The sequence below is a fragment of the Lentzea sp. NPDC036955 genome (assembly GCF_055608005.1).
This window is the reverse complement of the sequence record NZ_JBVJRC010000010.1, coordinates 328,641-355,341: the sequence shown is the minus strand read 5'-3', so window position 1 is coordinate 355,341 and position 26,701 is coordinate 328,641. Positions and strand designations below refer to the sequence as shown.

Genomic DNA, 26,701 nt, shown 5'->3' with positions numbered 1-26,701 from the left:
CATTCCGAACCCGGTAGTTAAGCCCTTCTGCGCCGATGGTACTGCACTGGTTACGGTGTGGGAGAGTAGGTCGCCGCCGAACTTACGTACAGAAGACCCCTGCGGGTCGAGCACCTCAAGTGCTCCCCGCAGGGGTCTTCTGCCATGTCCGCATCTTTTTCGGTTGCGGGCCCTGGTCTCATGGAGCCATGGACGCGGTCGTGCACCCAGACCTGGCGTCGTTCGACGCCATCGCGCACGATCGGCTCGCAGCCGATCCGGTGCGGAACACCGTCGCTCTCACCTCACTCCACTGGGCCCGCCGGCACCCCGACCCGAACCGGCCGCCGACCCTGATCACCTTCCACGACCGCGGCGAGCTCGTCGGCTCCGTCATCCGCACCCCGCCGTGGGTGGTGCAGACCGCGGACCTGCCGCTCGAAGCGCTGGAGCTCGCGGTCGACCGGCTGCGGGAGGTCGACCCGGACCTCCCCGGCGTCACCGGGCCCAGCGAGAAGTCCGAGGCGTTCGCCACAGCGTGGGGACGGCCGTTCCGCGTCACGATGTCCACCCGCCTCTACCGCTTGGGCACCCTGGCGCCCCCGGCGGTCGCGGGCTCCGGCCGGATGGCGACCGAGGACGACGTGCCGCTCCTCGCGCGGTGGCGGAAGGCGTTCGCCGAGGAGGCGTCACCGAACGCGCCCGTGCAGCCGGCCGAGGAGATCATGCGGAGCTCACTGCGGCTCGGCAACGGTCATGCAGTCTGGGAGGCCGGCGGCACACCCGTCGCGTGGGCGGCGGCGAGCGCCCCGATCGCCGGCATGACCCGCGTCGCACCCGTCTACACGCCACCCGGACACCGCCGCCACGGCTACGGCGCTGCCGTGACCGCCATGATCACGCAGTGGGCGACCGGTCGGGGTGCGACCGCGGTCGTCCTCTTCGCCGACCTCGCCAACCCGACGTCGAACTCGATCTACCAGCGGATCGGCTACGCGCCGGTCGAGGACTGGACGGAGCACACGTGGAAGCGTTGAGCCACCAGGACATCACCGGTTTCGTGGCCACGGCCGGCGCCTTCCTCGAAGCCGACCCCGTCAACCACAGCGTGCACCTCACCGCCGTCGACGCCGCCCTCCGCGGCCACCGCCGGGCCGCCACGCTCCTCTCCCTGCACGAGAACGGAACGGTGGTCGGCGCGGTGACCAGGATGGCCGGCCGCCCGCTGCACGTCGCCGCGATGCCGCCGGCCGCCGCCCCCGCGGTGGTGGCCGCGGTGCGCGAGCACGACCCGGAGGTCAGCCAGGTCACCGGCCCCCGGGACCGGGTCGACGCGTTCCGCGCGCTGTGGCGTCCCGGCGGTCGTGAGGTCTACGTCCTGCGGCTCTATCGGCTGGGCGAGCTCGTCGAACCGGACGTCCCCGGTGCGCCCCGTCTCGCCACCGCCGCGGACGACGACCTCGTCACCGGCTGGTGGACCAACTTCGTCGAGGAGCTCGACGGGCTGCCCCGCGAGGTGGCCGCGCAACGGGCGCTGGACAGCCGGTGGATGTCCGCGGGCCACGTGCTGTGGCTCGTCGACGGTGTCCCGGTGTCCTGGGCGGCGAGCACCACCCCGGTCGGTGGCGTGTCACGCGTCGGACCGGTCTTCACCCCGCGCGAGCACCGCAGGCACGGCTACGCGGCCGCCGCCACCGCCGCGATCAGCCGGTGGGCACGGCAAGAGGGCGCCGACCACGTGGTGCTGACCGCGGACGTGCAGGACCCGACGGCGAACTCCGTCTACCGGGGCATCGGCTTCCGACACGTCTCCGACTGGTCCGAGCACAGGTGGGACTAGCCGAACAGCGCCGACTCCACGGGCCGGTTGCGCACGTGGGAAGAGAACACCAGCGACGTGGTCGTGTCGCCGTAGCGCTGCATGACCTCGACGAGCCCCTCCAGCTCGATCATCGAGCGGCACACCACGCGCAGCAGCCAGCAGTCGTCACCGGTCACGTGGTCGGCGTCGCGGACCTGCGGCAGCGCCAGCACGTGCGAGCGGAACCGCGGCGTGTCGAGCGACCGCACCCGCACCCGCACGATCGACTCGATCGGCAGTCCCAGCCGGGCCGGCGACACGACCGCCGTGTACCCGGTGATCACCCCGAGCGCCTCCAGCCGGCGCACCCGTTCGGTCACCGCGGGCGCGGACAGCGACACCTCACGGGCCAGCGCGGTGAACGACATCCGCCCGTCCTGCTGCAACAACGCGAGGATCTTCCAGTCCAGGACGTCGAGTTCCACCTGGAAATCATAGGCACAACGCCCGCAACGCCTGGACTTCCGCATGTCCACCGGCGGCGCTGACCAGCAGGATCACCACCATGACCAACGCACTGCGCTTCCCCGCCGCCGACCCGCAGGCCGCCGCCGCGTTCTTCGCCGCCGAGCTCGCGTTCGAGGCCGACCCCGACGACGTGCACCGCGACCTGGTGGACGGCACCGCACACGGGTTCGTGCTCGTCGAGACCCGCGCCCCGGAGGCGTTCGCGCGCAAGCGCATCCCCGGCGCCATCAACCTGCCCCACCGGGACCTGCCCGAGCAGCTCGACCTCGACCCCGGCCTGGTCTACGTCTGCTACTGCGAGAGCTTCCAGTGCAACGCCGCCACCAAGGGCGCGCTCGCCCTCGCCCTGCGCGGCTACCGGGTCAAGCGGCTCTCCGGCGGCATCACCGCGTGGGAGCAGGCGGGATACCCGGTCGAGGGAGACGGTCAGGTCGCGGCAGGTGTTTCGAAGGTCGCGTGTCATTGCTGAGCCCAGCCGACATAGGCTCACCGGTGTGACGTCTCCGCGTTTGCTCGTGCTGCAGCCCTCGAAGTCCGACCCGCTGGCCAAGCTGGGCGACTGGCTCCTGGCCGACGGCGTCGAGCTCGACCTGGTCATGCTGCCGGAGGCGCCGGCACCGGCGAACCTCGACGGCTACCAGGGCGTGATCTGCCTCGGCGGTGAGATGGGCGCACTGGACGACCTCGACCACCCGTGGCTCGCCGACGTGCGGAAACTGCTGTCGAGCGCCGTCGCGAAGCGGCTGCCGACCCTCGCCATCTGCCTGGGGGCGCAGCTGCTCGCGGCGGCCACCGGCGGGCAGGTGCGCAAGGGCCCGAAAGGGCCGGAGGTCGGGGTCCTGCTGGTGGCCAAGCGGGACGTGGCGGCGAACGACCCGCTGTTCGCGGACCTGCCGTTCACCCCGGACGTGCTGCAGTTCCACAACGACGAGGTGCACCTGCTGCCGCCCGGCGCGGAACTGCTCGCGGCGTCCCCGAAATACCCGAACCAAGCCTTTCGGGTCGGAACGAGTGCCTATGGCCTGCAGTTCCACATCGAGACGACTCCGGAAATCGTCTTGAACTGGGCGGCCAAAGACCCTGAATCCGCGGCGTGTGCACGATCACACCACTTCGACCCCGAGTTTCTCGCCGAGGCGCACCGCGACTTCGAGGAGGTCTGGCACCCGTTCGTGCGCAGATTCACCATGTTGGTGCGGGGAGAACTGTCGCCCGTGGGCGGTTTGAGGACACAACTTCCGTTGGTGTGACGTTACTTTCGTAGGTTTTAAGACTTCCTCCGTTGGCGGTACCGTAACCTCCTGGACAGCTTGTTCGATCCAGCCGGAGGATCATTGTGGATCCCGCTCTTGTAGTGATCATCGTCGTTGTCACTGCTCTCATCTTCGACTTCACCAACGGGTTCCACGACACGGCCAACGCCATGGCCACCTCCATCGCCACGGGTGCGCTGAAGCCCCGCACGGCGGTCGCGTTGTCGGCGGTGCTCAACCTCGTCGGCGCTTTTCTGTCCGTTGAGGTCGCCAAGACCATCTCCGGTGGCATCGTCGACGACGCCAAGATCACGCCCGCGATCATCTTCGGCGGGCTGGTCGGCGCGATCATGTGGAACCTCGTCACCTGGTACGTCGGCCTGCCGTCGAGCTCGTCGCACGCGCTGTTCGGCGGCCTGATCGGCGCGGCCTGGGTCTCCTCCGGCGTGGACGCCATCCACTTCGCCAAGGTCGTCGACAAGGTGCTGGTCCCCGCGATCGTCGCGCCGCTGGTCGCGGGTCTCGTCGCGGCCATCGCCACGATCGTCGTCTACCGGCTCAAGAAGGCGGCGGACCCGCGCGTCTCGCACACCGGCTTCAAGGTCGGGCAGGTCGCCTCGGCGTCACTGGTGTCCCTCGCGCACGGCACGAACGACGCCCAGAAGACGATGGGCATCATCACGCTGGCGCTGATCACGTCCGGCTCGCTCGCCCCCGGCTCGGCCCCTCCCACCTGGGTCATCATCAGCGCCGGTGTCGCGATCGCACTCGGCACCTACCTCGGCGGCTGGCGCATCACCCACACCCTGGGCCGCGGCCTGACCACCATCGAGCCCGCGCAGGGCTTCGCGGCGCAGACGTCGACCGCGACCGCGATCCTCGCGTCGTCGCACCTCGGGTTCGCGCTGTCCACCACGCACGTCGCGTCCGGCGGCATCATGGGCTCCGGTCTCGGCCGCGACCGCCGCGGCGTCAAGTGGGGCACCATGGGCAAGATGGCCGGTGGCTGGCTGCTCACGCTGCCCGCCGCGGGCATCGTCGGCGCCATCGCCGGCAAGTGGGCCTCCAGCGGCACCGCGGGTGTCATCGGCGTCGCCGTGATCGGTGGCGCTGTGTCGATCGGCATCTGGGTGCTGTCGCGGCGTGAGCCGGTCAAGCCCGAGCACATCGTCGACGAGGTCGCCGCGCAGGCCGAGCTGCACAAGGTGGCGGCATGACCGTCAACTGGGTCGCGCTGCTGCAGGTCTTCGGTGCCACGCTGCTGGTCACCGTGCTCGTGGTGACGTTGTTCGTCGTGGGCATCCGGGCGTTGTCGGGCAACCGCAAGGCCGGTGCGTACGCGAGCTTCGCCGGTTGTGTCGCCGTGGTGCTCTACGGGCTCTCCCTGATCGTGTTCTAGTTCCAGCCGCGCGACGACTAGGTTGGTTCGTGATGAGCGAACCAGGTCGCGCCGCCTCACCAGCCAGATTCGGGCTCACCGAGCCGCGCAGCGAGGAAGTGCTGCGCGGCCTCGGCCTGTACGCCGACCGCCGTCCCGCGGACGGTGCCGAACCGGTGCTCGCCGCGCTCTCCCGCTGCCCCGACCCCGACCTCGCGCTGCGCGGCCTGGAACGGCTGCGGGAGGTCGCCGACTGGGCCCCGCTGTCGGAGGCGCTGCACACCGACGTCGTCGTGCGCGGCCGGCTGCTCGCGGTGCTCGGCTCCTCGACCGCCCTGTCGGACTTCCTCGTCGTGAACCCGGACCGGTGGCGCTCGCTCACCGGGCCGGTGGACGTGACGTTGCCCGCCGAGGGCGTCCTGCGCACCGAGTACCGGGCGAAGCTGCTGCTCATCGCGGCCAACGACGTGGCGCACGTGGTCGAACCGGACCTGCCGTACGTGCCGTACGACACCGTTGCCGAGCAGCTGTCCGACCTCGCGGTGTCGGCGCTGCGGCGGTCCCTGGAGCTGGCCGGGGAGAAGGTGAGCGGCGTCGAGAAGTGCCGGCTCGCGGTGATCGCGATGGGCAAGTGCGGTGCGAACGAGCTGAACTACGTCAGCGACGTCGACGTGGTGTTCGTCGCCGAGGGCGACCTCGGCGTGGCGACCCGGCTGGCCAGCACGATGATGCAGATCGCGGGCCACTCGTGCTTCGAGGTCGACGCGGCGCTGCGCCCGGAGGGCAAGGCGGGCGCGCTGGTCCGCACCCTCGACGGGCACGCCTCCTACTACAGGAAGTGGGCGCGGACCTGGGAGTTCCAGGCGCTGCTGAAGGCGCGCCCGGTCGCGGGTGACGCCGAGCTCGGCCAGTCCTACCTGGACGTCGTGCGCCCGTACGTGTGGACGGCGGCCGAGCGGGAGAACTTCGTCGAGGACGTGCAGGCCATGCGCCGCCGCGTCGAGGACCACGTCCCGACCGGGCTCGCCGAACGGGAGCTGAAGCTCGGCCGCGGCGGGCTGCGCGACGTCGAGTTCGCCGTGCAGCTGCTGCAGCTCGTGCACGGGCGCTCGGACGAGGAGCTGCGGATCCAGGCGACGACCGCCGCGCTGGCCGCGCTCGGCAAGGGCGGGTACGTCGGGCGCAACGACGCCGCGGACTTCGGCCGCTCGTACCGGTTCCTGCGCACCCTGGAGCACCGGCTGCAGCTGCAACGGCTGCTGCGCACCCACCTCTTCCCCGCCGACGACGACACGGCGGCGTTGCGCTGGCTCGCCCGGTCCATCGGGCTGGCCGCCGACGGGCAGCGCTCGGAGGGCCAGGTGCTGCTCGCGGAGTTCCGCAGGCACGCGAACCAGGTCCGGCGGCTGCACGAGAAGCTGTTCTACCGTCCGCTGCTGCAGGCCGTGGCCGGCGTGCCGACCGAGGCGCTGCGGCTCACCACGAAGGAGGCGGTGGCCCGGCTCGCCGCGCTCGGCTACACCTCACCCGACGGCGCGTTGCGGCACATCCAGGCGCTGACCCACGGCATGTCCCGGCGGGCGCGCATCCAGGGCGCTCTGCTGCCCGTGCTGCTCGACCTGTTCGCCGGCACACCCGACCCGGACGGCGGGCTGCTCGCCTACCGGAAGGTGTCCGAGGCGCTCGCGGAGACACCCTGGTACCTGCGGCTGCTGCGGGACGAGGGTGCCGTCGTCGAACGGCTCGCGGTGCTGCTCGGCACGTCCCGGCTGGTGCCGGACCTGCTGGTGCGCGCACCGGAGGTGCTGCGGCTGCTCGCCGACACCGAGGCGCTGGTCGGACGCGACCCGCTGACCGTCGGCAACCCGCTGCGCAGCGCCGTGTCGCGGCACCCCGAGCTGGCGCGGGCGGTGGCGGCCGCGCGGTCGTTGCGGCGCCACGAGCTGCTGCGCATCGCCGCGGCCGACCTGCTGGGCCTGATGCCGCTGGAGACGGTGTGCGTGTCGCTGTCCGAGGTGTGGGTGGCGGTGCTGCAGAGCGCGCTCGACGCGGCCGTGCGGTCCGCCGGTGAACCGCTCGCGGCGCTGGCCGTGATCGGCATGGGCCGGCTCGGCGGCCGGGAGCTCGGGTACGGCTCGGACGCGGACGTGCTGTTCGTGTGCCGGCCGTTCGAGGGCGTGACCGACGCCGAGGCCGCGAAGTGGGCCAGCGGCGTCGTCGAGAACATCCGGCGGCTGCTCGGCGCCTCCTCGCAGGACCCGCCGCTGCAGGTGGACGCCGACCTGCGGCCGGAGGGGCGGCAGGGGCCGCTCGTGCGGACGTTCGACTCCTACCGCGCCTACTACGGCAAGTGGGCGGAGATCTGGGAGAAGCAGGCGCTGCTGCGGGCGAGGTTCATCGCGGGCGACACCGCGCTGGGAGCGGAGTTCGAGGCGTTGATCGAACCGCTGCGGTACCCGGCCGACGGGCTCGACGCGGCATCGGTGCGGGAGGTCCGGCGCATCAAGGCGCGGGTCGACGCCGAACGGCTGCCGCGCGGCGCCGACCCCAGCACCCACACCAAGCTCGGCCGCGGCGGGCTCGCCGACGTCGAGTGGACCGTGCAGCTGTTGCAGCTGCAGCACTCCGGTGCCGTGCCCGGCCTGCGCACACCGTCCACGATGGCGGCGATGGCCGCCGCGGTGGAGGCGGGACTGCTGACCCAGGACGACGCGACCGAGCTGACCACCGCGTGGAACCTCGCGACGCGCGCCCGCAACGCCGTGACGCTGGTGCGCGGCAAGGCCTCCGACCAGCTGCCGACCTCGGGCCGCGACCTGGTCGCCGTCGCCTCCGTCATGGGGTACCCGCCCGGCGGTGACCCCGGCGAGTTCCTGGAGGAGTACCGCCGCACCACCCGCCGTGCCCGTGCGGTGGCGGAGCGTGTCTTCTACGGTGAGGGACTGTGAAGGCGATTGCGCTCACCGAGTTCGGTGACCCCGAGGTCATGACGTGGCAGGACCTGCCCGATCCGCTGCTCGGCCCCGACCAGGTGCTGGTGGAGGTGAAAGCGGCCGGGGTGAACCCGGTGGACTCCAAGATCCGCGCCGGGTACCTGCGGGGGCTGATGCCGCACCACACGCCGTTGATCCCCGGCTGGGACGTGACCGGTGTGGTGCGCGCCGTCGGGATCGGCGTGCGGGACTGGCAACCCGGCGACGAGGTCCTCGCCTACGCCCGCAAGGACCACGTGCAGTTCGGTGCCTACGCCGAGCTGATCTCGCTGCCGGACCGCGTGGTCGCGCGCAAGCCATCCACTGTGGACTTCGTGACGGCGGCCGCGCTGCCGCTGGCCGGGCTGACGGCGTTGCAGTCGCTCAAGGCCGTCGGCGCCGGCGAGGAAGATGTCGTGCTGGTGCACGCGGCCGCGGGCGGTGTCGGCCACCTGCAGGTGCAGCTCGCCCGTGAGCTGGGTGCCGCGCGGGTGCTCGGCACGGCGTCACCGCGCAACCACGACTTCGTGCGGTCACTGGGCGCCGAACCGGTCGCGTACGGAGACGCGCTGGTCGACGCGGTGGCCGAGCTCGTGGGCGGTGACGGCAAGGTCGACGCGGTGCTCGACAACGTCGGCGGGGTGGCGTTCGACCAGTCGTTGCGGCTGGTGCGCGACCGGGCGCGGATGACGTCCATTGTGGATGGGCCGCGGGCACTGGAACACGGTGTGACGAACACGTGGGCGCGGCCGAACGCGGAACAGACGCAGTGGCTGGTCGACCTGGTCGCCGCCGGCGCGCTGGAGGTCGAGGTGCAGCGGACGTTCCCGCTGGCGGAAGCGGTTGCGGCACACCGGTTGCTGGACGGCGGCCACGTGCGCGGCAAGGTCGTGCTGACGGTCTAGCCCGGCGGTGCGGGCAGGAGAACGAGGTGTGGGGGCACGCCGGGGCGGCGTGCCCCCTTCGTGCTGCTCAGTCCTCGTCCTCGTCGGGGTCGACTGCGGGAGCGTTGCTGTAGACCTCGACCACCCACTCCTCCTCCAGCGACTCGCCGTCTTCGGCGTCGGGCACGAGGCGGTTGTAGACCCGGACACCGAGATCGAGCACGTCAGCGGCCTGGACCGCTTCGATCGCCTCGGCGGCGGAGTCGACGATTTGCGTGGTGAGCAGCTGCGGGGCCGTGAACTCGGCGACATCTTCAGACACGCGCGGACCCTAGCGCATTGACGTTTCACCCGATCGAGATGAGACTGGCTGCGCTCAGTGGGGGAGCTGTGCCTTGTCGCGGGGGTTTGAACAGAGGAAGTCATGCAGCATCGCAGGGTCACGCGCCGAGGTAAGACGGTGATCGCCATCGGGTCGGTCGCTGCCGTCGTGCTCGCACTGCTCGGAGTGATCCAGTTCATGCTGAGCGGCGAGAACTCCGCGGCGCACCCCAACGTCACGACCACGACGACCACCGCGGACGACCTCTCCACCCCGGACGCCGCACTGGACACCACCGAGCCGTCCGCCGACGTCAAGGTCACCACCGGCTCGTTCAAACAGCAGCGCGGCATGCTCACGATCGAGGTCACCCGAGTAGAGGCCGCGAACGGCCGCATCAAACTCTTCGTGACAGCGACGAACGCGTCCCAGGCCCGCATGACCCTCCCCGTCGACGGCATCGCCGTGCTCGACGACCTGAAGCGCACCTACACCGCCGCGAGCAGCAAGTGGGAAGGCCCCGTCACCCAGGGCAGCTCCACCTCGGGCACCGTCGTCCTCGACGAGAAGCTCGGCGCCGGCGTGAACTCGCTCACGCTGACGTTCTCGTCGATCTCCGGCCAGTTCGCCCCGACCGGCGCCGCCGTCTCCGTCGCCGGTATCCCGCTCCCGAAGTGATTGCCGAAAACCCCGGCGACCCGGACCGTTGACCGGGCTACCGTGGCCACGTGAAGTACCTGTTCTTCTGGGGCCACCAGCCCGAACGCGACGGCACGATCGGCCGCGGCTGCCTCTCCCAGTGGTGGCCGTGCTCGTTCGTCGTTGACGGGCAACGCTTTGCGTCCGCCGAGCACTACATGATGTGGCGCAAAGCGTTGCTGTTCGGGGACTCCGGTGTCGCCACCCGAGTCCTCCAGGCCACTTCCCCAGCCGAGGCCAAGGCCCTGGGCCGCGTCGTCACCGGCTTCTCCGACGACGAGTGGGTCGCGACCCGAATGGAGATCGTCGTCACCGGCAACCTGGCGAAGTTCTCCCAGGACCCCGCCCTGTCCGCGTACCTGCTGGGCACCGGCACCCGCGTGCTGGTCGAGGCCAGCCCGCTGGACCGCGTGTGGGGCATCGGCCTGGCCGCGGACGACCCGCGCGCGGCGGACCCGTCGTCGTGGCGGGGGCTGAACCTGCTCGGCGAGGCCCTGATGGAGGTGCGCACCCAGCTCGCCGTCCTGTCCGGACAGTCTTCAACGCCGAGCTGAACCCGTGACCCGTCACGGCCCGTTCGTTCTCATGCAGCCGCAGAACGCAGCCGCGGACGAACGGGAGAGACCATGTTCAGCTACTCAGGACCGGCCCGGCTCGTCTACCCGGACGGCAGCACGGCCGAGCTGGACCGGGTGGACGTGATCGAGGCGGTGACCGGGGGCGTCTGGGCCCTGTCCGGCGCCGCCACGTCCGCCGAGGCGCTCAGCGCCGGCGAGGCCCGCATCCGGCTGCCGACCGGCGGGGAGGCCGACGTCGTGGTGACCGACGTCCGTGACGGGGTGAGCGGGTCCAGTGCGACGTTGCTCGGGGCGTGAACGGGACGAGGGCCGGGTGACTGTTCCCAGTCACCCGGCCCTCGTCGTGAACCACTGGCTCACAGCACCGATCACACGTCGTAGGTTTGTCGCCAGCGGTCGGCTAGCTGCGGTTCGTGCTATCGCACCTAGTCTGACCTGCTGGTTTGTTTCTGACGTTTGTCGTCGTTGATCGACGCTGATCCACGTCTGACGGCCTGAGGACGGCCTGATCATGCGCACCGGGGCCATAATGCGCAGATGATGGTTCGGAGGATCGGAAAAACGACCGCTGGTCAGAGGTTGGTCGAAGCTTTGCGCGCGGATGTGGAAGAGGCGGGTCCTGGGTTCTGTTATGGGGCGCTTCCTGGGATTTTTTCGGACCCGCGTGGTCATGGTCCGCTGCTGATGGCGCTTGATACAAATATCGTAAGATATATGGCAGAGTACGGCGATTTGATACTTGGCGACCATGGCCCGAATGTGACAGCACCTGACGAGAAAAATCCTCTTTTTGAGCAATTGGTGTGCCTGGGAAACATTATAAATATGTGGTTGATGAGAGATATTCGGTTCGTGGTTCTCCCTAAGGGGTTCTCTGACTACCGGATCTACCCTAAAACTCAGGCTGCGCTCGATAGATTGAATGACCACCATGCTCGCCTTGATCGGATAATTTCTGCGCTAGAGTTTCAGATGGCCTGGACGCATGACGGGCGTGCGTCGATTAGTGCTTCGGATTATCTAAGTAGGACGGAATTCTATGAAGCAGCGAGGCGGCCGCTGCCCGACGGTCAAATAAGCTTCCTCGGGTCGGCTGAGATCGAACCGCTTATCGGGTCATTGGGGCTTGGGGAGATTAGTAAAGACTTGGAGGTATGCTTGGATGCCGTTCCGTCTGGGGCGGATCGGCAGCTGGTGCTTGAGGCGGTGCTGAATGAGTTGGATGTGTTTCTGACATGCGATAAGGGAATTCTCCGGAGTGAAAGCGAGTTTCGGCCCTGGGGTCTGTCGATAAAAGATCCTAGGTCAATGTGGGAAGCTCTAGTTGAGAACTCTCGTAGTCCTGCGTGGTTCTTTGCGGGAAAGTTGAATCACGAGGATTGCTTGTATGGAAATGATGTGCCGATGGGCGATAGTGGAAAGTGGTCGTCGCTCATGGAGGCTATGGGCTCCGGACGTGAATAAGAGCTGGTGTGGTATTCAGTGCACGCCAGGTATCGGTGGCAAGGCGGCGTAGCCGTCGCGGCAGTCGATCGCCGTGCCCAGCTTGTTCAGCTCGACCACGGCGCGATCGTCCCAACTGGTGTCGGCTGCTGGCTTGTGGGTTCGCTTCCGCCGATGGCGGCGCGCTGCCGCGCTACCTCGTGAGCCGTGCCGCCGTGGCCGGCGGGCGGAGCGAAGCGGGAGCCCGACGTGCCCGGATGGATGCGGGCCACGCTGGCAGGCGACCGGCCCGCCGCGCGCCGACGGCGGCGGCGCCTTGATCCCATAGAGCTGAATTCAGCAGTACAACCTGATCGATGACGTCGCTGATACTTCGCGGTCAAAGCACTGACCGGACGAGCGACAAGAGTTCATTTGCGATGCCAGGTGCTGCGGCAATCGTGTGCGTGGAAGCCATTGTGTGGTCAACGCCTGAGCTGTCCAAGACGACTGCCCCTGCCTCGCGCGCTATGAGGACGCCTGCGGCAAGGTCGAGAGTCTGGTTGGACATGACCACCGCGCCGTCAACGCGCCCCTCGGCCAACCATGCAAGGTCATGCGCTGCGGATCCGAACATCCGCACTCTTTCGACCTGGGCAGCGAGTTCGGCAGTAAGGGCGATCCGCTGGCGATTCTTCACGGTGGCACCGTCGCCGAGCGCGTAGTCGCCAATGGCGACGATGGACTTGGACAGCTCGGCAGTCTTGCTCGCTTCGAGCTTCATCCCGTTGACGAACGCGCCGCCGCCGAGAACGGCGGAGTAGTGAAGATCCAGGTAGGGCAACGAGATCACGCCTATGAGCGTGCGGTCACCCTGAAGTAGTGCCAGGGAGCAGCCGCACAGGGGCACGCCGTGAACGAAGTTCGCCGTGCCGTCGATCGGATCCAAGCCCCACACGTACGGGCTGTCGGCGTTGGCCTCGCTGCGGCCCTCCTCCTCACCCACGAAACCGATCTCAGGCGTCGCCTCGGCAAGGTAAGCGCGGACCTCGCGCTCAATCTGTACGTCCACCTCGGTGAAGGTGTCGCGGTCGGTTTTCTCCGTGACGGTGTGCGGCCGGGTGGTCTTAATCAGCTCGGTGCCGATACGGACGGCGCTCCTGGCCACGTCCGCCAGGTGGTCGAGCTGGTGCATCAAGCAACCTCCTGCGCGCGGTCCCACATGGAGTCGAAGACCTGGGAGAACGTCGTGTAGAGACCCGGCATGGCCTCGTTCTTCTCGATGACCATCGTCGGGGACTCAACTCCGCGGGCGTCCGGCAGGTACGACTGCACGATGCATTTCCGCTGGTCAATGATGGTGATGTTGAAGCGAAGCGGCTCGTCGTAGACGCGAATCCCGAGTGACCCCACTGCACTCGCCGACACCTTCGAGCCGACACGGCGGATCGCCTCGATGTTCAAACGCGTGAGGGTGCTGAGGTGCCCATCCGGCAAGCCTTCCTCACGCTCGCGGGCCGCTGTGTAGGTGCCGTTCGGGTCAAGGAACAAGGCCCTAATGACCGTGCCCTGCTCGATCGCGTCGAGGATGCTCCGGTCCGAGTACTGCTGGCAGAACATGTTCAGCGAGAGGCCGGCCATGTAGATCTCCTGCGCGCCGTCGAACAGCGTGCGCGGGGTGACGTTGTGCAGGAACTCGGTCCTCGTCGGGTAGACGGCCGTCAGATCTGCAAGGCGGGTCTGCTGCGGAAGCTGCACTGGGCGCGGTGCTGGGTGGGCGGGCGCGGCGTCTCGTTGGGGCGCGGTCACCAGGCTGTCGCCGTCGCCCTCGTGGGGTTCGAGAAGCTGCTGTGCGCTCCAGCCGGGGAACATCTTCTCCAAGATCCGGCAGTGGTCCGCGTACGGCAAGCCCTGGAGGTCGCCGGACATCCACCGGTAGAACTGGGCCTTGCTCGGCCACTTACCGATGAGGTCGCTGTCCAGCTGCTTCGCGACGCGGTCGTACTCCTTGCGGAACGTCGTGTAGCCCTGCATGTGCCGCTGCCGCAGGAGCACCTTCAACAGCGTCGATTCGGCGGCCATGAGCCCTCCCCCGTGGTGAGACGAGACCACGCTACCAGCGAGACGAGACAAAGAAGAGACTATTTGAGCCTTCGGCGCGTCAGACGAGACCTCGGCGGAACTCAGACGGGACGAAACGGCTCCGACTCTGAATGGGCAATGCCCGATAGGGCAAACAGCCGCAGATGAGCGGCCCCTTCAGAGGAGCACAGCATGGGCATCACAAAGGGCCACCGGTTCCCTGTCTCGTTCGATGACGCGTTCCCTCAGGGCCTCGTGATGGTGGGAGAGGTCGCCCCGGACACGGAGTACCAGACCCGCGACGAGAAGAACGCCGGCCGACCGGTGCGGCAGCGCATCGACGAGTCCACGGGCAAGCGCCAGTGGAAGGTCTCCGTCACGGACCCCAGCGAGCCGAACGCCAAGCGCAAGAGCTTCGAGATCACGTTCCTCGCGGACATCCAGCCGGTCCCGACCACGGGTGAGGTGCTGCCCGGAATGCGGCCGATCGAACTGGACGGGCTCACGGCTGAGCCCAAGGTCGCTGGGACCGGTGAGTTCAAGTACCAGAGCTACATCTACCGGGCGACGGGCTTCCGCGCCTCGGGCAGGTCGGCGGGCAACCCGCCGCAGGCGAACAAGCAGGCTGGCGCTGGAGCCGCTGACTCCTCCAAGGCGGCGTAACCCGTGTCGGAGTTCGACTTGCTCTCCTCCCAATGGGAGGACGCCTACCGCGCCTACACGGCGGCGGAGGACGCCAACCGGTACGCGGGCGCGGTCGATCCGGAGAAGGTCGCCCGCCTCGTCGCTAGCTGCCGTGAGGTGGCTTCGGTCTGGCGGAACCTCGCGGCCTTGCCGAAGAGCGACTGGTGGGCGAAGGCGGCGGCGCTTCACGCGGCCGACATGTTCGAGCATCACGCGGCCGCGACCGAAACGCGAACGCTCGGGTGGCAGGAGGGGCAATGATGATCAAGCTGCTGCTCTCGCCCGGGCCGGATGCGGCGGCGGACATCGTTCGGTGGCCCGACGCGACCGCTGCGGGCTACTGCCTGCGGTTGAACCTGGACCCGTCGCAGATCGCTATCCACGTGCCAGAGGGTCCGGACGGTGAGCGGCAGTTGGCGGCCTTCCTGCGGAAGCTGTCGCAGCACGCTGGGTTGCTGGCCGCCGTGCTGGAACCGAAGAGCGGCACGGGCTGGGTTGGCGGGATGCCGGACAAGCTCTGAACGGCCATCACGTCGGGCCGCAACTGATCAACAACTGAAGATCCGATGTTGGTGTGTCGCACGGGAAACAGTCGAAAGTCTTGGCGGGCCTCGACTGCTTCCCGGCGATTCACACCGACTCGAACAGCCATGTATTCGTTGGGACACAAGGGGATTCGAGTCATGCAGAGCGTATCGCCACACCCGTGTGGCACGTCAAGCGGGGCCGGTCGTCCATCCGTGTGGAAGCTGCCGAACGGTCGGCGGTGCCCCGTATGCCACCGGTTCGGCATCTACGCCCCGGGACAGGTCAAGTGCTGCACCTGCCTGGGCTGGCTGCCGCTGATCTTCGTCACGGTCGTTGTGAACGGCGGTGAGGCGTGATGTCCGGGAACAGGTGGGTTGATCCTGCTCCGTTCGAAGGTGTCCGTCCTCGTCTGCCGTGGTGGTTCTTCCTGCCACGGTGGGTGAAGGTCGTGTCCTTGCCCATCGTCCTGGCGCTGCTGACCTGCTGGCTCGTCGTGCGCCTGGTCGCGGTCGCGCTGCGGTATCCAGTTGCTGTAGTCGGCGGCCTGGCGGTCTACCTGATCTACATCCACTTCGGATTGTGGGTTCTGGTCCTCGTGGTCCTGGCGCTCACTGGCGGTCTGGTGATCTGGGCAGGGCTTCACCGGTCGTCATACGTTCGGCACGTCTGGTTTCGGGTGCTGACGGAGTGGCGGCGTGCCACGGTCTACGTGCCGCAATGGCGCACCGTGACGCGGCTGGCGGACCTGTCCAAGGACAGTCGGGGCAAGGAGTACCGCCCGAAGCTCGGCCGCGTGCGCTCGGAAGGTTGGCGGGACCGGGTGCGGGTCAGGATGGTCCCCGCGCAGTCTCCGGACCAGTGGGAGGCACGGCGGGACAACCTGGCGCACTCGTTCAACGCCAAGTCATGTCGGGTGCGCGTGTTGCGGCCTCGAGTGCTGGAACTCGACTTCATCCACTCGGACCCGCTCGGCCGGCCGGTCCTCGTTCCGGCGCTGGCTGACGACGTGGCGGCGGTGAACCTCAAGCGGGTCGTCGTGGGAGAGACGGAGACAGGCCGGCCGTGGTCGTTGCGGCTGCTTGGGTCTCAGCTCCTGGTCGTGGGCGTGCCCGGCGCGGGTAAGGGCTCGGTGCTGTGGTCGATCGTCTGGCAGCTCGCCCCGGCGATCCGTGCGGGGCTCGTGCGCCTGGTGGGCATCGATCCCAAGGGCGGGATGGAGCTCGGCCAGTGCCCGGACGCCTTCGCGAAGGTCGTCTACGACAACGGCCCGGATGCGGTGGCGCTACTGGAAGAAATCGCCACTGAGGTGAAGGAGCGGGCGTCTCGGTACCGGGGCGTTCGGCGGCTGTGGGCTCGCTCGACGGGGGAGCCGTTCACGGTGCTGATCGTGGACGAGCTGGCGGACGTGATCGCCTACCAGACGGACAAGAACCTGCGGGAGCGCGCTGCGCGGGCAGTGCAGACGATCACCTCGCAGGGACGCGCTCCTGGTTTCGCGGTCGTCGCTCTGGTCCAGGACCCGCGCAAGGAGATCGTCGGGTTCCGACACCTGTTCACCACGCGCGTTGCGCTGAGGCTCGATGAGCCGGTCCAGGTGGACATGGTCTTGGGCGACGGCGTCAGGCAACGCGGCGCGGCGGCTCACGAGATCAGCGAGACCACGCCTGGTGTCGCCTGGATCAAGCAAGACGGCCGCAGGGAGCCGGAACGGGCTCGCGCCTTCCATGTCACCGACGCGGACCTGGTCGAGCTGGCCCTGTTCTTCACCGCAGAGGACGCGACGGTGCACGAGTTCCCCGGACGTCCGGACGGCCCGGAAGGGATGGCGGCGTGATGACCAACGAACAGTCCACGACGGAAGCCGTTGACGTCGTTCCTGCTGTGTCGCTTGACGTTGCGGGCATGAGGTCGGCTGAACGGGCACGCCTGCCGCTCACGCTGGACGTGGTGAAGGCGGCGGCCGAACACCACGGCGTGTGCACCCGGCCTGTTGTCCGTGAGGTGGTCGACCTCGACACCGGAGAAGTGCGCATCGTCGCGGTGCGGTGCAACTCGACGCAGGCGAGCAAGTGCCAGGCTTGTGCGGACCGCAACCGCAAGTCCCGCATGGCGCAGTGCCGTGAAGGCTGGCACCTCGAACAGGAGCCGGTGGCCGAACGGGAAGCGCCTTCGGCTGACCAGGTCGAGTTGGTCACCTATCGGTCCGACCTGACGGCGGAGTACCGGAAGGCAGCGGCGGAAGGTGCCTTGGACCAGGTCGATGACCTGCGTGAAGCCATCCGGGAAGCGGACGCGGACCTGCGCGGGGAGGGTGTCCGCGGCAACCTTCCATCGGTCGATCTACCTGCGAAAACAGCTCCGATTCGGTCCACTCGCCGACGTCAGGACGCGCCCAACCTTCCTCGGCGCAAGGTGGACAAGCGAACGGTGGGCAGGGAGTTCGCGGGCAAGTACCGGCCGTCCACCTTCGTCACGCTCACCCTCGACACCTACGGCAAGGTGCGTGAGGACGGCTCCCCGGTCGATCCTTCGACGTACGACTACCGCCGTGCTGCTCGGGACGCGGTGCATTTCGCGTCTCTGGTCGACCGGTGGTGGCAGAACCTGCGGCGGGTCGTCGGGTTCGACGCCCAGTACTTCGGCACGGTCGAGCCTCAGAAGCGGATCACGCCTCACGCGCACTTCGCGGTGCGAGGCTCAATTCCGCATCGAGTCATCCGGGAAGTCACGGCGGCCACCTACCTCCAGGTGTGGTGGCCCAACCACGATGAGGTCAAGTACAGCGGCGGCCGGATGCCCGTGTGGGACTCGCAGTTGATGGGGTTCGTGGACCCGGACACGCGCGTACAGCTCACGCCGTGGGCTGAGGCCGTTGCTGACCTCGGCGTCCCGGCACACGTGGCTGAGTTCGGCGCACAGGTCCACTCCAAGGGAATCCTCGGCGGTACCGAGGAAGCGGGCCGCCACATCGGCTACTTGACCAAGTACCTGGTCAAGTCGATCTCCGAGGTGGTGCACGCTGACGCGTCCTCTCGGGTCTCCGATCACGCTGACCGGTTGGCGGCAGAGCTGGCTGTCACGCCCTGCTCGGACCGGTGCGCGGTCTGGCTGGCATACGGCGTGCAGCCCAAGGGCGCGCACTCTCGGATGGCTCCGGGGCGCTGCCGGTCCAAGGCACACCGCAGGGAGACGCTCGGCTTGCCCGGCCGGCGTGTGCTCGTGTCGCGGCGGTGGTCGGGGAAGACCCTCGCCGAACACAAGTCCGATCGAGCGGCCTTCGTCAAGGAAGCCCTCGCGGCGGCAGGCATTGCGAAGCAGGAGACGGACCGGACGCGGCTGATGTGGTCTCCAGTTCAAGCGGGTGACCCGCACGTCCCCGGCCGCGCCGAATTGCTCATGCAGATGGTCGCCCAACGGCTCAAGTGGAAGGCGCAGTACGACCAGGCGCAAGCCGTCCTGGCTCTACTCCCTCGTCCCGCACCAGATGTTTCAGCAACTTCGGTACAAGCGGCCTGATCTGGGGGGATCTCATGTCGAACGTCGAACCGCTATGGACAGTGGAAGACCTCTCGGCCTTCCTTGGGGTGCCCGTGCACACGATTCGTGGGTGGCGGACCAAGAACTACGGCCCGCCTGCGCGGCGGGTTGGCAAACACCTTCGTTGGGACCCGGCCAAGGTGCGCGAGTGGTTCAACAGCGCTGAAGCGGCCTGACAGCACTCGAATTCGAACAAGGGGAGAAGACTGTCATGGGCCACATCCAAGACCGCTGGTGGACCGTCAAGGACGGCGTGCGGGAGAAGACTGCCCTGTACGGCAAAGGATTGCGCTACAAAGTGCGCATCCCGTTGCCGGGTGGTGGGGAGCGGACGAAGTCATTCCCGGACCGCCAGAAGACTGCGGCGGAAGCCTTCCTCCACGAGATGGAGAACGACAAGAACAAGGGGACATATCTCGATCCCGACGCAGGCAAGATCGCGTTCAGGAAGTATGCGGAGGAACACTGGCTCGACGGGCAGACGTTCGATGAGTCGACGCGTGAGCAGGTTGAGTTTCGGCTCAAGCTCCACGTCTTCCCGTACTTCGGGGATGACGAGCTGCGCGTGATCCTGCCGTCCACGATCCAGGCGTGGGATCGGAAGCTTCAAAAGAAGGGGCTCGCGGAGACCTACCGTCGGACGATCTTCGCCAACGTTTCAGCAATCTTCACGGCGGCGGTCGATGACGAACGCCTCCGCAAGAATCCGTGCAACGCCAAGTCGGTCAAGAAGCCACGCGGCGAGTACCCGAAGATCGTGCCTTGGGCGCCTGAGCGGGTGCAGGCGGTTCGGGCTTCGATCGGCGAGCGGTACCGCGTTGGCGTGGACTTGGGCGCGGGTGCAGGCCTGCGGCAGGGAGAGGTCTTCGGCTTCTCGCCGGACGACGTGGATGAGTCGGAGGGAGTCATCCACGTCATGCGTCAGATCAAGATCGTGCGCGGCAAGATGATCTTCGCTCCGCCGAAGCACGGGAAGACGCGGGACGTACCTCTGGCCAGCAGCCTGAGGGAGTCGATCGACGCGCACGTCCAGAAGTTCGAGCCGCTTCCGATCACGCTGCCGTGGGGGACTCCAGACGGGAAGCTCATGACGGTGCCGCTGTTGATCTACACGCGGGAGTCGAAACAAATCTACCGGCACTCGTTCAACCACCACGTGTGGAAGCCCGCACTCGTGGAGGCCGGCGTGCTCGCCCCTGGACGCGCGGAAGGCTTCCACGCGCTGCGGCACTTCTTCGCGTCGATGCTCCTGGAGCAGGGCATCAGCATCAGGGCGCTAGCGGAGTTCCTCGGCCATGCTGACCCGGCGTTCACGCTCCGGGTTTACACCCACCTGATGCCGTCCAGCTTCGATCGGGCGCGGCTTGCGATCGACAATGGTTTGAGGTTCACCACGTCGAAAGTGGATGCGGCGTGAACGGGATCCTATGCGCTCGTGTCCCCGCCCAGGTCCTGTCGCATGCTGTCGGCAAGGGTGCCAAGGGCAGATTCCAAAGATTGCCACTCCACGGTGTCGGGCATTTCTTCCTCGCGGATCACTGCTTCGGTTGCGATATCCAGGCGCTTCTCGTAGCCGCTGGCCTCAACCCAGATGGTCTGAGAAACCATGCGAAGGCGACCCATGAGCAAGTCAAACTCGCGACGCTTCGTGTTTCTGTCTTCGGGAGGGTTGAGCCAGTCAAGCCATTGGACAGGATCTGCCTTGGACGTGCTGCTGTGGTGCCGTCGATCAGTTTCTGCTGCTCTGATTTCGCGGAACCAAAGATCGAACTTTGCAAGCAGTTCGGCGTAAAGCTCACGCTTGTGATCCGCGAACCGGTGGCGATCTTCTCGCTTCCATTGCTCAAGGCGATTCTCGCGCTCGCGTCGAGTCGTCATCCACTGTCCATAGTGGACGCCGATCAAGGCGAAAAGTGCGGCAAGCACCGTTGCGGCAGCGCCAGCGAGGAGGACCCACGGGTTGGTCACGCGGGAACTGTAGAAGCTGCGGTGCATACGTGGGCGCGCGACACAACGACTGAGGGCCGGGTGACTGAGTCAGTCACCCGGCCCTCGGCCTTCGGTCGATCAGGCGGCCTCTCCACGCTGGACGGCCTGGAGACGGCCTGGCTTGGGCTTCAACCGCCGAAGCGGCTGGTCAAAGCCCCGTGCCGATCACACGTCGTAGTACAGCGCGAACTCGTAGGGGTTCGGGCGCAGCCGCAGCGGGTCGATCTCCTCGGAGCGCTTGTACGAGATCCAGGTGTCGATCACGTCCGGCGTGAACACGCCGCCCTCGAGCAGGAACTCGTGGTCGGCCTCCAGGTTGTCCAGCACCGCGTCGAGGGTGGCCGGGACCTGCTTGACGTCGCGGGCCTCCTCGGGCGGCAGCTCGTAGAGGTCCTTGTCGATCGGGGCCGGCGGCTCGATCTTGTTCTTCACGCCGTCGAGGCCCGCCATGACCATCGCCGAGAACGCGAGGTACGGGTTGCCCGAGGAGTCGGGGCAGCGGAACTCGATGCGCTTGGCCTTCGGGTTGTTGCCCGTGATCGGGATGCGCACGCACGCCGAGCGGTTGCGCTGGGAGTAGACCAGCGACACCGGGGCCTCGTAGCCGGGCACCAGGCGGTGGTAGGAGTTCACCGTGGGGTTGGTGAACGCCAGCAGCGACGGCGCGTGGTGCAGGATGCCGCCGATGTAGTGGCGGGCGGTGTCGGACAGGCCCGCGTAGCCGCTCTCGTCGTGGAACAGCGGCGCGCCGTCCTTCCACAGCGACTGGTGCGTGTGCATGCCCGAGCCGTTGTCGCCGAACAGCGGCTTCGGCATGAAGGTGACGGTCTTGCCGGCCTGCCAGGCGGTGTTCTTGATGATGTACTTGAACAGCATCAGATCGTCCGCGGCGTGCAGCAGCGTGTTGAACTTGTAGTTGATCTCGGCCTGGCCGCCGGTGCCGACCTCGTGGTGGGCGCGCTCGACCGTGAAGCCCTGGGCCTCCATGTTGAGGACCATCTGGTCGCGCAGGTCGGCGTAGTGGTCGTTCGGGGTGACCGGGAAGTACCCGCCCTTGTACTTGACCTTGTAGCCGAGGTTGCCGCCCTCTTCCTCACGGCCGGTGTTCCACCAGCCGGAGACCGCGTCGATCTTGTGGAACGAGGAGTTCCCGGTGGTGTCGAACTGGATCGAGTCGAAGATGTAGAACTCGGCCTCGGCACCGAAGTACGCGGTGTCCGCGATGCCCGAGTCGGTGATGTACTGCTCGGCCTTGCGCGCGATGTTGCGCGGGTCACGGCTGTACGCCTCACGCGTGAACGGGTCGTGCACGAAGAAGTTGACGATCAGCGTCTTCTCGATGCGGAACGGGTCCACACGCGCCGTGTACAGGTCGGGCAGCAGCAGCATGTCCGACTCGTGGATCGACTGGAAGCCACGCACGGAGGAGCCGTCGAAGGCAAGACCCTCTTCGATCGCGTCGGCGTCGAACGCCTTGGCCGGCAGCGTGAAGTGCTGCATCACGCCGGGCAGGTCGCTGAACCGCACGTCGACGAACTTGACACCCTCGTCGGTGATGAACTTCAGCACCTCGTCGGAATTCTTGAACACCCTCGTCGACTCCTTGGCTATGGAATACGGCTGGCCATCACGAGCGACCGTATGTCGGCGGTGTTGCCCGTCCGTCACTCGGATGTTTCGCCAGTGTTAACGGGGCCGTCCGAGTGGGCAAGACGACCTGCCGGTCCTCACCCGTTGAGCACGGCCTTACTCTGGAGGGGTGAGCAGGTGGACCGGTTCGTGGCTGTCAGGACCCCGCTCGGTACTCGAACCGGGTGAGGACTCGAACGACGGCAAGCAGCAGCGTTGGCGTGGCGAGCGGCACGGCTTCCCGGAGAAGGGGCCGGGCTCCATCGCCTCGGTCGGGCGGCGCACGTTCGCCATCCTGCTCGACTTCTTCCTGTCCGCGGGGGTCGCGGCGCTGTTCACGCGCCCGGAGCTGCCGCGCAACTGGAGCCTGCTCGCCTGGTTCGTCATCACGGTCGTCGCCGTGGCGTTCTTCGGCTTCACCCCTGGTCACGCCGTGTTCGGCCTGCGGGTGGCGCGCATCGACGGCAAGGCGTTCGTGCACCTGCCGCGCGCGCTGCTGCGGACGGTCCTCATCTTCCCGCTGATCCCGGCGCTGGTCTGGGACTCGGACGGCCGCTGCCTGCACGACAAGGCCGCCGGCACCGTCGTCATCAAGGTCAGATAGCCCGTAAAAAGTCCCTGAACAGCGACAAGGCCCGGCGCACGAGGTGTGCCGGGCCTTCTCGCGTGCTGGTGCTGTGCTGGTGACGTGGTGCGTGGCGTGGTGACCGGGGTCAGCGGCGGCGCAGCGTGCGCTGGACGTTGCGCATCTTCGCGCCCTGCGGCATCGGGCCCTTGGGCAGCGCGGCACCCCGGCTCGCGAGCGCCGCGAGACGGGCGTCGAGCGTCTCGACCTGGGCCGTCGTGATGTTGCGCGGGAGCTTCATCAGCGTCGACTGCAGCTTCTTGAGCGGCACCTGGCCCTCGGCGGAGCCGATGATGAAGTCGTAGATCGGGGTCTCGCCGACGACGCGGGCGATGCGCTTCTTCTCCTGCGCGAGGAGCGGCTTCACCCGGTGCGGCGCGCCCTCGGCGACCAGGACCACGCCCGGACGGCCGAGCACGCGGTGCACGGCGTCGAGCTGGGTGGTGCCGACGACGGCGGGGGTGACCCGCCAGCGGCCGCGCAGGTTCTCGAGCGCCCACGCGCCGGCGCCGGGCTGGCCGTCGGCCTTGCGGAAGACGTTGCTCTGCACCCGGCGGCCGAAGATGATCACGGCCAGCAGCGCGCCGATCGCGATGCCCAGCGGCACGAACATCCAGACCGCGTCGAAGACCAGGCCCAGGACCACGGCGATCGCGGTGACGCCCAGCAGCGCACCGAGCATCAGCGGGATGAGCGCCTTGTCCTCGCGGCGTTGCATCTTGAACGCCTCGAAGATCTGCTTGCGCCGCTCGCGTGATGCCGCGCGGCGAACCTTCGCCGCTTCCTTGGCAGCCGCCTTGTCCTGCTTACCAGCCATGCTCACCAGGATACGGCGCGCTGGTCTCGGAGTTGCATCGGCCGTCTGCGAGACTGCCCGGCTATGGACGCGTTGCTGGAGGGTCTTGATCCGGAACAGCGTGCAGCGGTCGAGGCTCCACGCGGCCCGGTGTGCGTGCTCGCGGGTGCCGGCACCGGCAAAACGCGCACCATCACCCACCGGATCGCCTACCTGTGCCAACGCGGCCACGTCGCCCCGTCGCAGGTCCTCGCCGTCACGTTCACCAAGCGCGCCGCGGGGGAGATGCGCACCCGGCTGCGCTCGCTCGACGTGCACGGCGCGCAGGCCGTGACGTTCCACGCCGCCGCCTCCCGTCAGCTGCGCTACTTCTGGCCGCGCGTCATCGGCGGGCCGCGCTGGGAACTCGTCGACCAGAAGATCCGCGTCGTCGCCCGCGCCGCCGCACGCCTGGGCCTGCCGACCGAGGCCGACGCGCTGCGCGACCTCACCAGCGAGATCGAGTGGGCGAAGGCGTCGCTGCTGACCCCCGAGGACTACCCGCTCGCGGCCTCCCGCGCCGCACGCGACATCCCGGCGCCCGCCGAGCAGGTCGTGAAGCTCTACCTGACCTACGAGCAGCTCAAGAACGAGGCGATGCTGCTCGACTTCGACGACCTGCTGCTGCACACCGCGGCCGCGCTGGAGGACAACGCGGAGGTCGCCCAGGAGTTCCGCGACCGCTACCGCTGCTTCGTCGTCGACGAGTACCAGGACGTGACGCCGCTGCAACAGCGCGTGCTCGACGCGTGGCTCGGCAGCCGCGACGACCTGACCGTCGTCGGTGACGCGAACCAGACCATCTACTCGTTCGCGGGCGCCTCGCCGCAGCCGTTGCTCAACTTCCCCCGCCGCTTCCCCGAGGCCGTGGTGGTGCGGCTGGAGCGCGACTACCGCTCCACGCCCCAGGTCGTGGGACTGGCCAACGAAGTCATCAAGTGGGCCCGTGGACGCCCGGCCGGCTCCCGCCTCAACCTCATCGGGCAGCGACCGGAGGGCCCGGCGCCGCGGTTCCACGAGTTCGACGACGAACCCGCCGAGGCGGACGCGGTCGCGCGGCGCGTCAAGACGCTGCTCGACGAGGGCGTGGCGGCGTCCGAGATCGCGATCCTCTACCGGGTCAACGCCCAGTCCGAGGTCTACGAACAGGCGCTCGCCGCGCAGGGCATCCCGTACCTGGTGCGCGGCGGCGAGCGGTTCTTCGAACGCGCAGAGGTGCGCCAGGCGATGATCACACTGCGCTCGGCCGGCGAGGTGAGCGGCAGCCTGCCCGACGTGACGCGCTCGCTGCTGGAGAAGGTCGGCCTCACCGACGAGCCACCCGCGGGCGGGTCCGCGCGCGAACGCTGGGAGTCGCTGCTCGCTCTCGTGGAGCTCGCCGAGGAACTGGCCTCCGCCGTGCCCGACGCCGACCTGCCGCGGTTCTGCGCGGAACTGGACATGCGCGCCGAGGCACAGCACCCACCGACCGTCGAAGGCGTGACGCTGGCGTCGCTGCACGCGTCGAAGGGCCTGGAGTGGGACGCCGTGTTCCTCGTCGGACTCGTCGAGGGCACTATGCCGATCCAATACGCCGACGGCGACGAGGCGAAGGTCGAAGAAGAACGCCGCCTTCTGTACGTAGGCGTCACGCGAGCACGTGAACACCTTTGGATGTCGTGGGCGTTGTCGCGCGCAGCGGGCGGCCGTAAGTACCGACGCCGTTCCCGTTTCCTCTACAACCTCGTGCCGGAGAGCCACCCCGCGGCACGTGTACCGGCCGGTGCCGCGTCGCAGCGGCCTCCGTTGATGAAGAAGGAGAAGCCGACCTGCCGGCTGTGCTCCTCGACGCTCAACGAAGCGCAGGCCATCAAGCTCGGCCGCTGCCGCTCCTGTCCGTCCGACGTGGACGAAGAACTCCTCGAAGCGCTGCGCCGGTGGCGGGCCGGCCGGGCGCGCGAGCTGAAAGTGCCCGCGTACGTCGTCTTCACCGACGCGACCCTGATGGCGATCGCGGAGCAACGACCCACGGATTCGGCCGGGCTCGTCGCGATCTCGGGCATCGGCGCCTCGAAGCTCGACAGGTTCGGCAACGACGTGTTGGGCCTGGTGAGGGCCGGTGTGGGCGACTCGGCCACCTGATCGGGACAAGTTTCGTTAAATAGGTTGCACGCCCCAGGTACGGGGTCATAACCTGCTCATGCCGGGTCCGGAGGACCCGTCTGGGGAAGAAGAACTACTACTCAGCTCGCAGAGAGCTCTCCGAGGGAGGTGCCGATCGTGAAGAAGTTCGAAATTTCGCGCGCACTCGGCCTCCCCGTGACCGAGCACTTCTGTGCGCCCGCAACCGCTCCGGCCATGTGGCAGAAGTCTGCCCACAGGTCGGCGGAACTGCTGGGCCGTGAGCGCGCCACCGGACTGCTCGTGGAGCAGCCGGTCCTGCGCCCGACCGTCGATGACGTTCCCAACTACACGAATGCGCTGTCCGCGCATCAAGTGAGAAGGCTCCTGCCGACCCCATAGAGGGGTCGTAGGACCACCAGGCTCACGAAGGCCGCGGACTCGCACAGAGTCCGCGGCCTTCGTGTTTTTTGCTGTACCCCACACAAGGAGAAAACCCTGATGTTGACCGCGACTGTCCCGCTCACCGGCGAGACACTTCCGGACCTCGCGGAGGGGCTTGACCTGCCCTGCCGCACCCACAACCCCGACCTCTGGTTCGCGGACGCCCCGGCGGAGCTCGAGAAGGCGAAGACCTTCTGCGGGACCTGCCCGGTGCTCGCCGAGTGCCTCGCGGGAGCCCTCGCGCGGCACGAGCCGTGGGGTGTCTGGGGTGGCGAGATCTTCGAGCGCGGTGTCGTCATCGCTCGCAAGCGGCCCCGTGGCCGTCCGCGCAAGGACGCGGCGGCGGCAGTGGCTTCTTCGGACAAGACGGAGGCGGCGGCGTGAACACCTCGGTGATCAATCTCGACGCAATGCCCGCGTACACGAACGAAG

At 68.0% G+C, this 26,701-nt stretch carries 30 protein-coding genes and 1 rRNA gene; 24 read left to right on the top strand and 7 right to left on the bottom strand.

What is annotated here, in order from left to right; genetic code table 11:
• From rrf to ACZ7CF_RS33375, 3 genes are all read left to right on the top strand, one after another.
• A 5S ribosomal RNA gene (rrf, locus tag ACZ7CF_RS33385) occupies positions 1–82 on the top strand; the annotation flags it as partial.
• Positions 83–188: 106 nt separating this feature from the next.
• Entirely contained in the window at positions 189–1,016 is an 828-nt protein-coding gene (locus ACZ7CF_RS33380) for a GNAT family N-acetyltransferase (RefSeq protein WP_470371475.1), read from the top strand.
• Positions 1,004–1,819, top strand: a complete 816-nt coding sequence (locus ACZ7CF_RS33375; RefSeq protein ID WP_470371474.1) for a GNAT family N-acetyltransferase — start codon at positions 1,004–1,006, stop codon at positions 1,817–1,819. The genes ACZ7CF_RS33380 and ACZ7CF_RS33375 overlap by 13 nt, the downstream gene beginning before the upstream one ends.
• Here ACZ7CF_RS33375 and ACZ7CF_RS33370 read toward each other — a convergent pair.
• A complete protein-coding gene (locus ACZ7CF_RS33370; RefSeq protein ID WP_470371473.1) occupies positions 1,816–2,265 on the bottom strand; it encodes an Lrp/AsnC family transcriptional regulator in 450 nt (149 codons plus the stop codon). The genes ACZ7CF_RS33375 and ACZ7CF_RS33370 overlap by 4 nt on opposite strands.
• A gap of 80 nt (positions 2,266–2,345) precedes the next feature.
• Between ACZ7CF_RS33370 and ACZ7CF_RS33365 the strand changes: the two genes are divergently transcribed.
• From ACZ7CF_RS33365 to ACZ7CF_RS33340, 6 genes are all read left to right on the top strand, one after another.
• Positions 2,346–2,777, top strand: a complete 432-nt coding sequence (locus ACZ7CF_RS33365; protein WP_470371472.1) for a rhodanese-like domain-containing protein — start codon at positions 2,346–2,348, stop codon at positions 2,775–2,777.
• A gap of 25 nt (positions 2,778–2,802) precedes the next feature.
• On the top strand, positions 2,803–3,558 hold the full coding sequence (locus ACZ7CF_RS33360; protein ID WP_470371471.1) for a type 1 glutamine amidotransferase: 756 nt from the start codon (positions 2,803–2,805) through the stop codon (positions 3,556–3,558).
• An 86-nt stretch (positions 3,559–3,644) separates the two neighbouring features.
• On the top strand, positions 3,645–4,778 hold the full coding sequence (locus tag ACZ7CF_RS33355; RefSeq protein WP_360401444.1) for an inorganic phosphate transporter: 1,134 nt from the start codon (positions 3,645–3,647) through the stop codon (positions 4,776–4,778).
• A complete protein-coding gene (locus ACZ7CF_RS33350) occupies positions 4,775–4,960 on the top strand; it encodes a hypothetical protein (RefSeq protein ID WP_360401441.1) in 186 nt (61 codons plus the stop codon). The genes ACZ7CF_RS33355 and ACZ7CF_RS33350 overlap by 4 nt, the downstream gene beginning before the upstream one ends.
• A gap of 32 nt (positions 4,961–4,992) precedes the next feature.
• Positions 4,993–7,887 (top strand): bifunctional [glutamine synthetase] adenylyltransferase/[glutamine synthetase]-adenylyl-L-tyrosine phosphorylase, encoded by a 2,895-nt coding sequence (locus ACZ7CF_RS33345; protein WP_360401438.1) that lies wholly within the window; start codon positions 4,993–4,995, stop codon positions 7,885–7,887.
• Positions 7,884–8,816, top strand: a complete 933-nt coding sequence (locus tag ACZ7CF_RS33340) for an NADP-dependent oxidoreductase (protein WP_470371470.1) — start codon at positions 7,884–7,886, stop codon at positions 8,814–8,816. The genes ACZ7CF_RS33345 and ACZ7CF_RS33340 overlap by 4 nt, the downstream gene beginning before the upstream one ends.
• 67 nt (positions 8,817–8,883) lie before the next feature.
• On the opposite strand, the gene ACZ7CF_RS33335 is transcribed toward ACZ7CF_RS33340, so the two are convergent.
• Positions 8,884–9,117: a hypothetical protein gene (locus ACZ7CF_RS33335; protein ID WP_360401432.1), complete on the bottom strand. Its 234-nt coding sequence runs from the start codon at positions 9,115–9,117 to the stop codon at positions 8,884–8,886.
• Positions 9,118–9,255: 138 nt separating this feature from the next.
• On the opposite strand from ACZ7CF_RS33335, the gene ACZ7CF_RS33330 reads away from it, so the two are divergent.
• From ACZ7CF_RS33330 to ACZ7CF_RS33315, 4 genes are all read left to right on the top strand, one after another.
• Positions 9,256–9,795 (top strand): hypothetical protein, encoded by a 540-nt coding sequence (locus ACZ7CF_RS33330; protein WP_458434237.1) that lies wholly within the window; start codon positions 9,256–9,258, stop codon positions 9,793–9,795.
• 50 nt (positions 9,796–9,845) lie between these two features.
• A complete protein-coding gene (locus ACZ7CF_RS33325) occupies positions 9,846–10,370 on the top strand; it encodes an NADAR family protein (protein WP_470371469.1) in 525 nt (174 codons plus the stop codon).
• Positions 10,371–10,442: 72 nt separating this feature from the next.
• Entirely contained in the window at positions 10,443–10,691 is a 249-nt protein-coding gene (locus tag ACZ7CF_RS33320) for a hypothetical protein (RefSeq protein WP_470371468.1), read from the top strand.
• A 417-nt stretch (positions 10,692–11,108) separates the two neighbouring features.
• A complete protein-coding gene (locus ACZ7CF_RS33315) occupies positions 11,109–11,858 on the top strand; it encodes a hypothetical protein (RefSeq protein ID WP_470371467.1) in 750 nt (249 codons plus the stop codon).
• Between the two features lie 358 nt (positions 11,859–12,216).
• Here ACZ7CF_RS33315 and ACZ7CF_RS33310 read toward each other — a convergent pair whose 3' ends face one another.
• Both ACZ7CF_RS33310 and ACZ7CF_RS33305 read right to left on the bottom strand, forming a co-directional pair.
• Positions 12,217–13,011 (bottom strand): inositol monophosphatase family protein, encoded by a 795-nt coding sequence (locus ACZ7CF_RS33310; protein ID WP_470371466.1) that lies wholly within the window; start codon positions 13,009–13,011, stop codon positions 12,217–12,219.
• The gene (locus ACZ7CF_RS33305; protein ID WP_470371465.1) at positions 13,011–13,898 is read right to left on the bottom strand and encodes a DUF5919 domain-containing protein; all 888 of its coding nucleotides are present in this window, start codon (positions 13,896–13,898) and stop codon (positions 13,011–13,013) included. The genes ACZ7CF_RS33310 and ACZ7CF_RS33305 overlap by 1 nt, the downstream gene beginning before the upstream one ends.
• 192 nt (positions 13,899–14,090) lie before the next feature.
• On the opposite strand from ACZ7CF_RS33305, the gene ACZ7CF_RS33300 reads away from it, so the two are divergent.
• The 7 genes from ACZ7CF_RS33300 (at position 14,091) to ACZ7CF_RS33270 (ending at position 20,064) form a co-directional block, all read left to right on the top strand.
• A complete protein-coding gene (locus tag ACZ7CF_RS33300) occupies positions 14,091–14,561 on the top strand; it encodes a hypothetical protein (protein ID WP_470371464.1) in 471 nt (156 codons plus the stop codon).
• A 3-nt stretch (positions 14,562–14,564) separates the two neighbouring features.
• Positions 14,565–14,843 carry a hypothetical protein gene (locus tag ACZ7CF_RS33295; RefSeq protein WP_470371463.1) on the top strand — a complete coding sequence of 93 codons (279 nt, stop codon included), beginning with the start codon at positions 14,565–14,567 and terminating at the stop codon, positions 14,841–14,843.
• Positions 14,840–15,103 carry a hypothetical protein gene (locus ACZ7CF_RS33290; RefSeq protein WP_470371462.1) on the top strand — a complete coding sequence of 88 codons (264 nt, stop codon included), beginning with the start codon at positions 14,840–14,842 and terminating at the stop codon, positions 15,101–15,103. Before ACZ7CF_RS33295 ends, ACZ7CF_RS33290 begins: the two co-directional genes overlap by 4 nt.
• 455 nt (positions 15,104–15,558) lie before the next feature.
• Positions 15,559–16,944 carry an FtsK/SpoIIIE domain-containing protein gene (locus tag ACZ7CF_RS33285; RefSeq protein ID WP_470371484.1) on the top strand — a complete coding sequence of 462 codons (1,386 nt, stop codon included), beginning with the start codon at positions 15,559–15,561 and terminating at the stop codon, positions 16,942–16,944.
• Positions 16,945–17,012: 68 nt separating this feature from the next.
• Positions 17,013–18,626 carry a replication initiator gene (locus ACZ7CF_RS33280; protein ID WP_470371483.1) on the top strand — a complete coding sequence of 538 codons (1,614 nt, stop codon included), beginning with the start codon at positions 17,013–17,015 and terminating at the stop codon, positions 18,624–18,626.
• A gap of 14 nt (positions 18,627–18,640) precedes the next feature.
• On the top strand, positions 18,641–18,823 hold the full coding sequence (locus tag ACZ7CF_RS33275) for a helix-turn-helix transcriptional regulator (RefSeq protein WP_470371461.1): 183 nt from the start codon (positions 18,641–18,643) through the stop codon (positions 18,821–18,823).
• Between the two features lie 35 nt (positions 18,824–18,858).
• A complete protein-coding gene (locus ACZ7CF_RS33270; protein WP_470371460.1) occupies positions 18,859–20,064 on the top strand; it encodes a tyrosine-type recombinase/integrase in 1,206 nt (401 codons plus the stop codon).
• 8 nt (positions 20,065–20,072) lie between these two features.
• Here the strand turns inward: ACZ7CF_RS33270 and ACZ7CF_RS33265 are convergent, their stop codons facing one another.
• Complete coding sequence (locus ACZ7CF_RS33265; protein ID WP_470371459.1) at positions 20,073–20,615, bottom strand: hypothetical protein; 543 nt, start codon at positions 20,613–20,615, stop codon at positions 20,073–20,075.
• 186 nt (positions 20,616–20,801) lie between these two features.
• Positions 20,802–22,226 carry a type I glutamate--ammonia ligase gene (gene glnA / locus ACZ7CF_RS33260; RefSeq protein ID WP_360401411.1) on the bottom strand — a complete coding sequence of 475 codons (1,425 nt, stop codon included), beginning with the start codon at positions 22,224–22,226 and terminating at the stop codon, positions 20,802–20,804.
• Positions 22,227–22,395: 169 nt separating this feature from the next.
• Between glnA and ACZ7CF_RS33255 the strand changes: the two genes are divergently transcribed.
• Positions 22,396–22,869 carry an RDD family protein gene (locus ACZ7CF_RS33255; RefSeq protein WP_360401408.1) on the top strand — a complete coding sequence of 158 codons (474 nt, stop codon included), beginning with the start codon at positions 22,396–22,398 and terminating at the stop codon, positions 22,867–22,869.
• A 109-nt stretch (positions 22,870–22,978) separates the two neighbouring features.
• Here ACZ7CF_RS33255 and ACZ7CF_RS33250 read toward each other — a convergent pair whose 3' ends face one another.
• A complete protein-coding gene (locus ACZ7CF_RS33250; RefSeq protein ID WP_360401405.1) occupies positions 22,979–23,707 on the bottom strand; it encodes a DUF4191 domain-containing protein in 729 nt (242 codons plus the stop codon).
• Positions 23,708–23,770: 63 nt separating this feature from the next.
• On the opposite strand from ACZ7CF_RS33250, the gene ACZ7CF_RS33245 reads away from it, so the two are divergent.
• From ACZ7CF_RS33245 to ACZ7CF_RS33235, 3 genes are all read left to right on the top strand, one after another.
• On the top strand, positions 23,771–25,846 hold the full coding sequence (locus ACZ7CF_RS33245) for an ATP-dependent DNA helicase UvrD2 (protein WP_470371458.1): 2,076 nt from the start codon (positions 23,771–23,773) through the stop codon (positions 25,844–25,846).
• Between the two features lie 138 nt (positions 25,847–25,984).
• On the top strand, positions 25,985–26,227 hold the full coding sequence (locus ACZ7CF_RS33240) for a hypothetical protein (RefSeq protein ID WP_360401399.1): 243 nt from the start codon (positions 25,985–25,987) through the stop codon (positions 26,225–26,227).
• A 99-nt stretch (positions 26,228–26,326) separates the two neighbouring features.
• Positions 26,327–26,653 carry a WhiB family transcriptional regulator gene (locus tag ACZ7CF_RS33235; RefSeq protein WP_360401396.1) on the top strand — a complete coding sequence of 109 codons (327 nt, stop codon included), beginning with the start codon at positions 26,327–26,329 and terminating at the stop codon, positions 26,651–26,653.
• Positions 26,654–26,701 lie beyond the last annotated feature (48 nt).

Excerpts from the sequence above, each read along its gene's own strand:
- ACZ7CF_RS33380 (WP_470371475.1), top strand. The coding sequence starts at position 189 with ATGGACGCGGTCGTGCACCCAGACCTGGCGTCGTTCGACGCCATCGCG.
- ACZ7CF_RS33365 (WP_470371472.1), top strand. The coding sequence starts at position 2,346 with ATGACCAACGCACTGCGCTTCCCCGCCGCCGACCCGCAGGCCGCCGCC.
- ACZ7CF_RS33350 (WP_360401441.1), top strand. The coding sequence starts at position 4,775 with ATGACCGTCAACTGGGTCGCGCTGCTGCAGGTCTTCGGTGCCACGCTG.
- ACZ7CF_RS33345 (WP_360401438.1), top strand. The coding sequence starts at position 4,993 with ATGAGCGAACCAGGTCGCGCCGCCTCACCAGCCAGATTCGGGCTCACC.
- ACZ7CF_RS33320 (WP_470371468.1), top strand. The coding sequence starts at position 10,443 with ATGTTCAGCTACTCAGGACCGGCCCGGCTCGTCTACCCGGACGGCAGC.
- ACZ7CF_RS33315 (WP_470371467.1), top strand. The coding sequence starts at position 11,109 with ATGGCAGAGTACGGCGATTTGATACTTGGCGACCATGGCCCGAATGTG.
- ACZ7CF_RS33310 (WP_470371466.1), bottom strand. The coding sequence starts at position 13,011 with ATGCACCAGCTCGACCACCTGGCGGACGTGGCCAGGAGCGCCGTCCGT.
- ACZ7CF_RS33305 (WP_470371465.1), bottom strand. The coding sequence starts at position 13,898 with ATGGCCGCCGAATCGACGCTGTTGAAGGTGCTCCTGCGGCAGCGGCAC.
- ACZ7CF_RS33300 (WP_470371464.1), top strand. The coding sequence starts at position 14,091 with ATGGGCATCACAAAGGGCCACCGGTTCCCTGTCTCGTTCGATGACGCG.
- ACZ7CF_RS33290 (WP_470371462.1), top strand. The coding sequence starts at position 14,840 with ATGATGATCAAGCTGCTGCTCTCGCCCGGGCCGGATGCGGCGGCGGAC.
- ACZ7CF_RS33280 (WP_470371483.1), top strand. The coding sequence starts at position 17,013 with ATGAGGTCGGCTGAACGGGCACGCCTGCCGCTCACGCTGGACGTGGTG.
- ACZ7CF_RS33275 (WP_470371461.1), top strand. The coding sequence starts at position 18,641 with ATGTCGAACGTCGAACCGCTATGGACAGTGGAAGACCTCTCGGCCTTC.
- ACZ7CF_RS33270 (WP_470371460.1), top strand. The coding sequence starts at position 18,859 with ATGGGCCACATCCAAGACCGCTGGTGGACCGTCAAGGACGGCGTGCGG.
- ACZ7CF_RS33250 (WP_360401405.1), bottom strand. The coding sequence starts at position 23,707 with ATGGCTGGTAAGCAGGACAAGGCGGCTGCCAAGGAAGCGGCGAAGGTT.
- ACZ7CF_RS33245 (WP_470371458.1), top strand. The coding sequence starts at position 23,771 with ATGGACGCGTTGCTGGAGGGTCTTGATCCGGAACAGCGTGCAGCGGTC.
- ACZ7CF_RS33235 (WP_360401396.1), top strand. The coding sequence starts at position 26,327 with ATGTTGACCGCGACTGTCCCGCTCACCGGCGAGACACTTCCGGACCTC.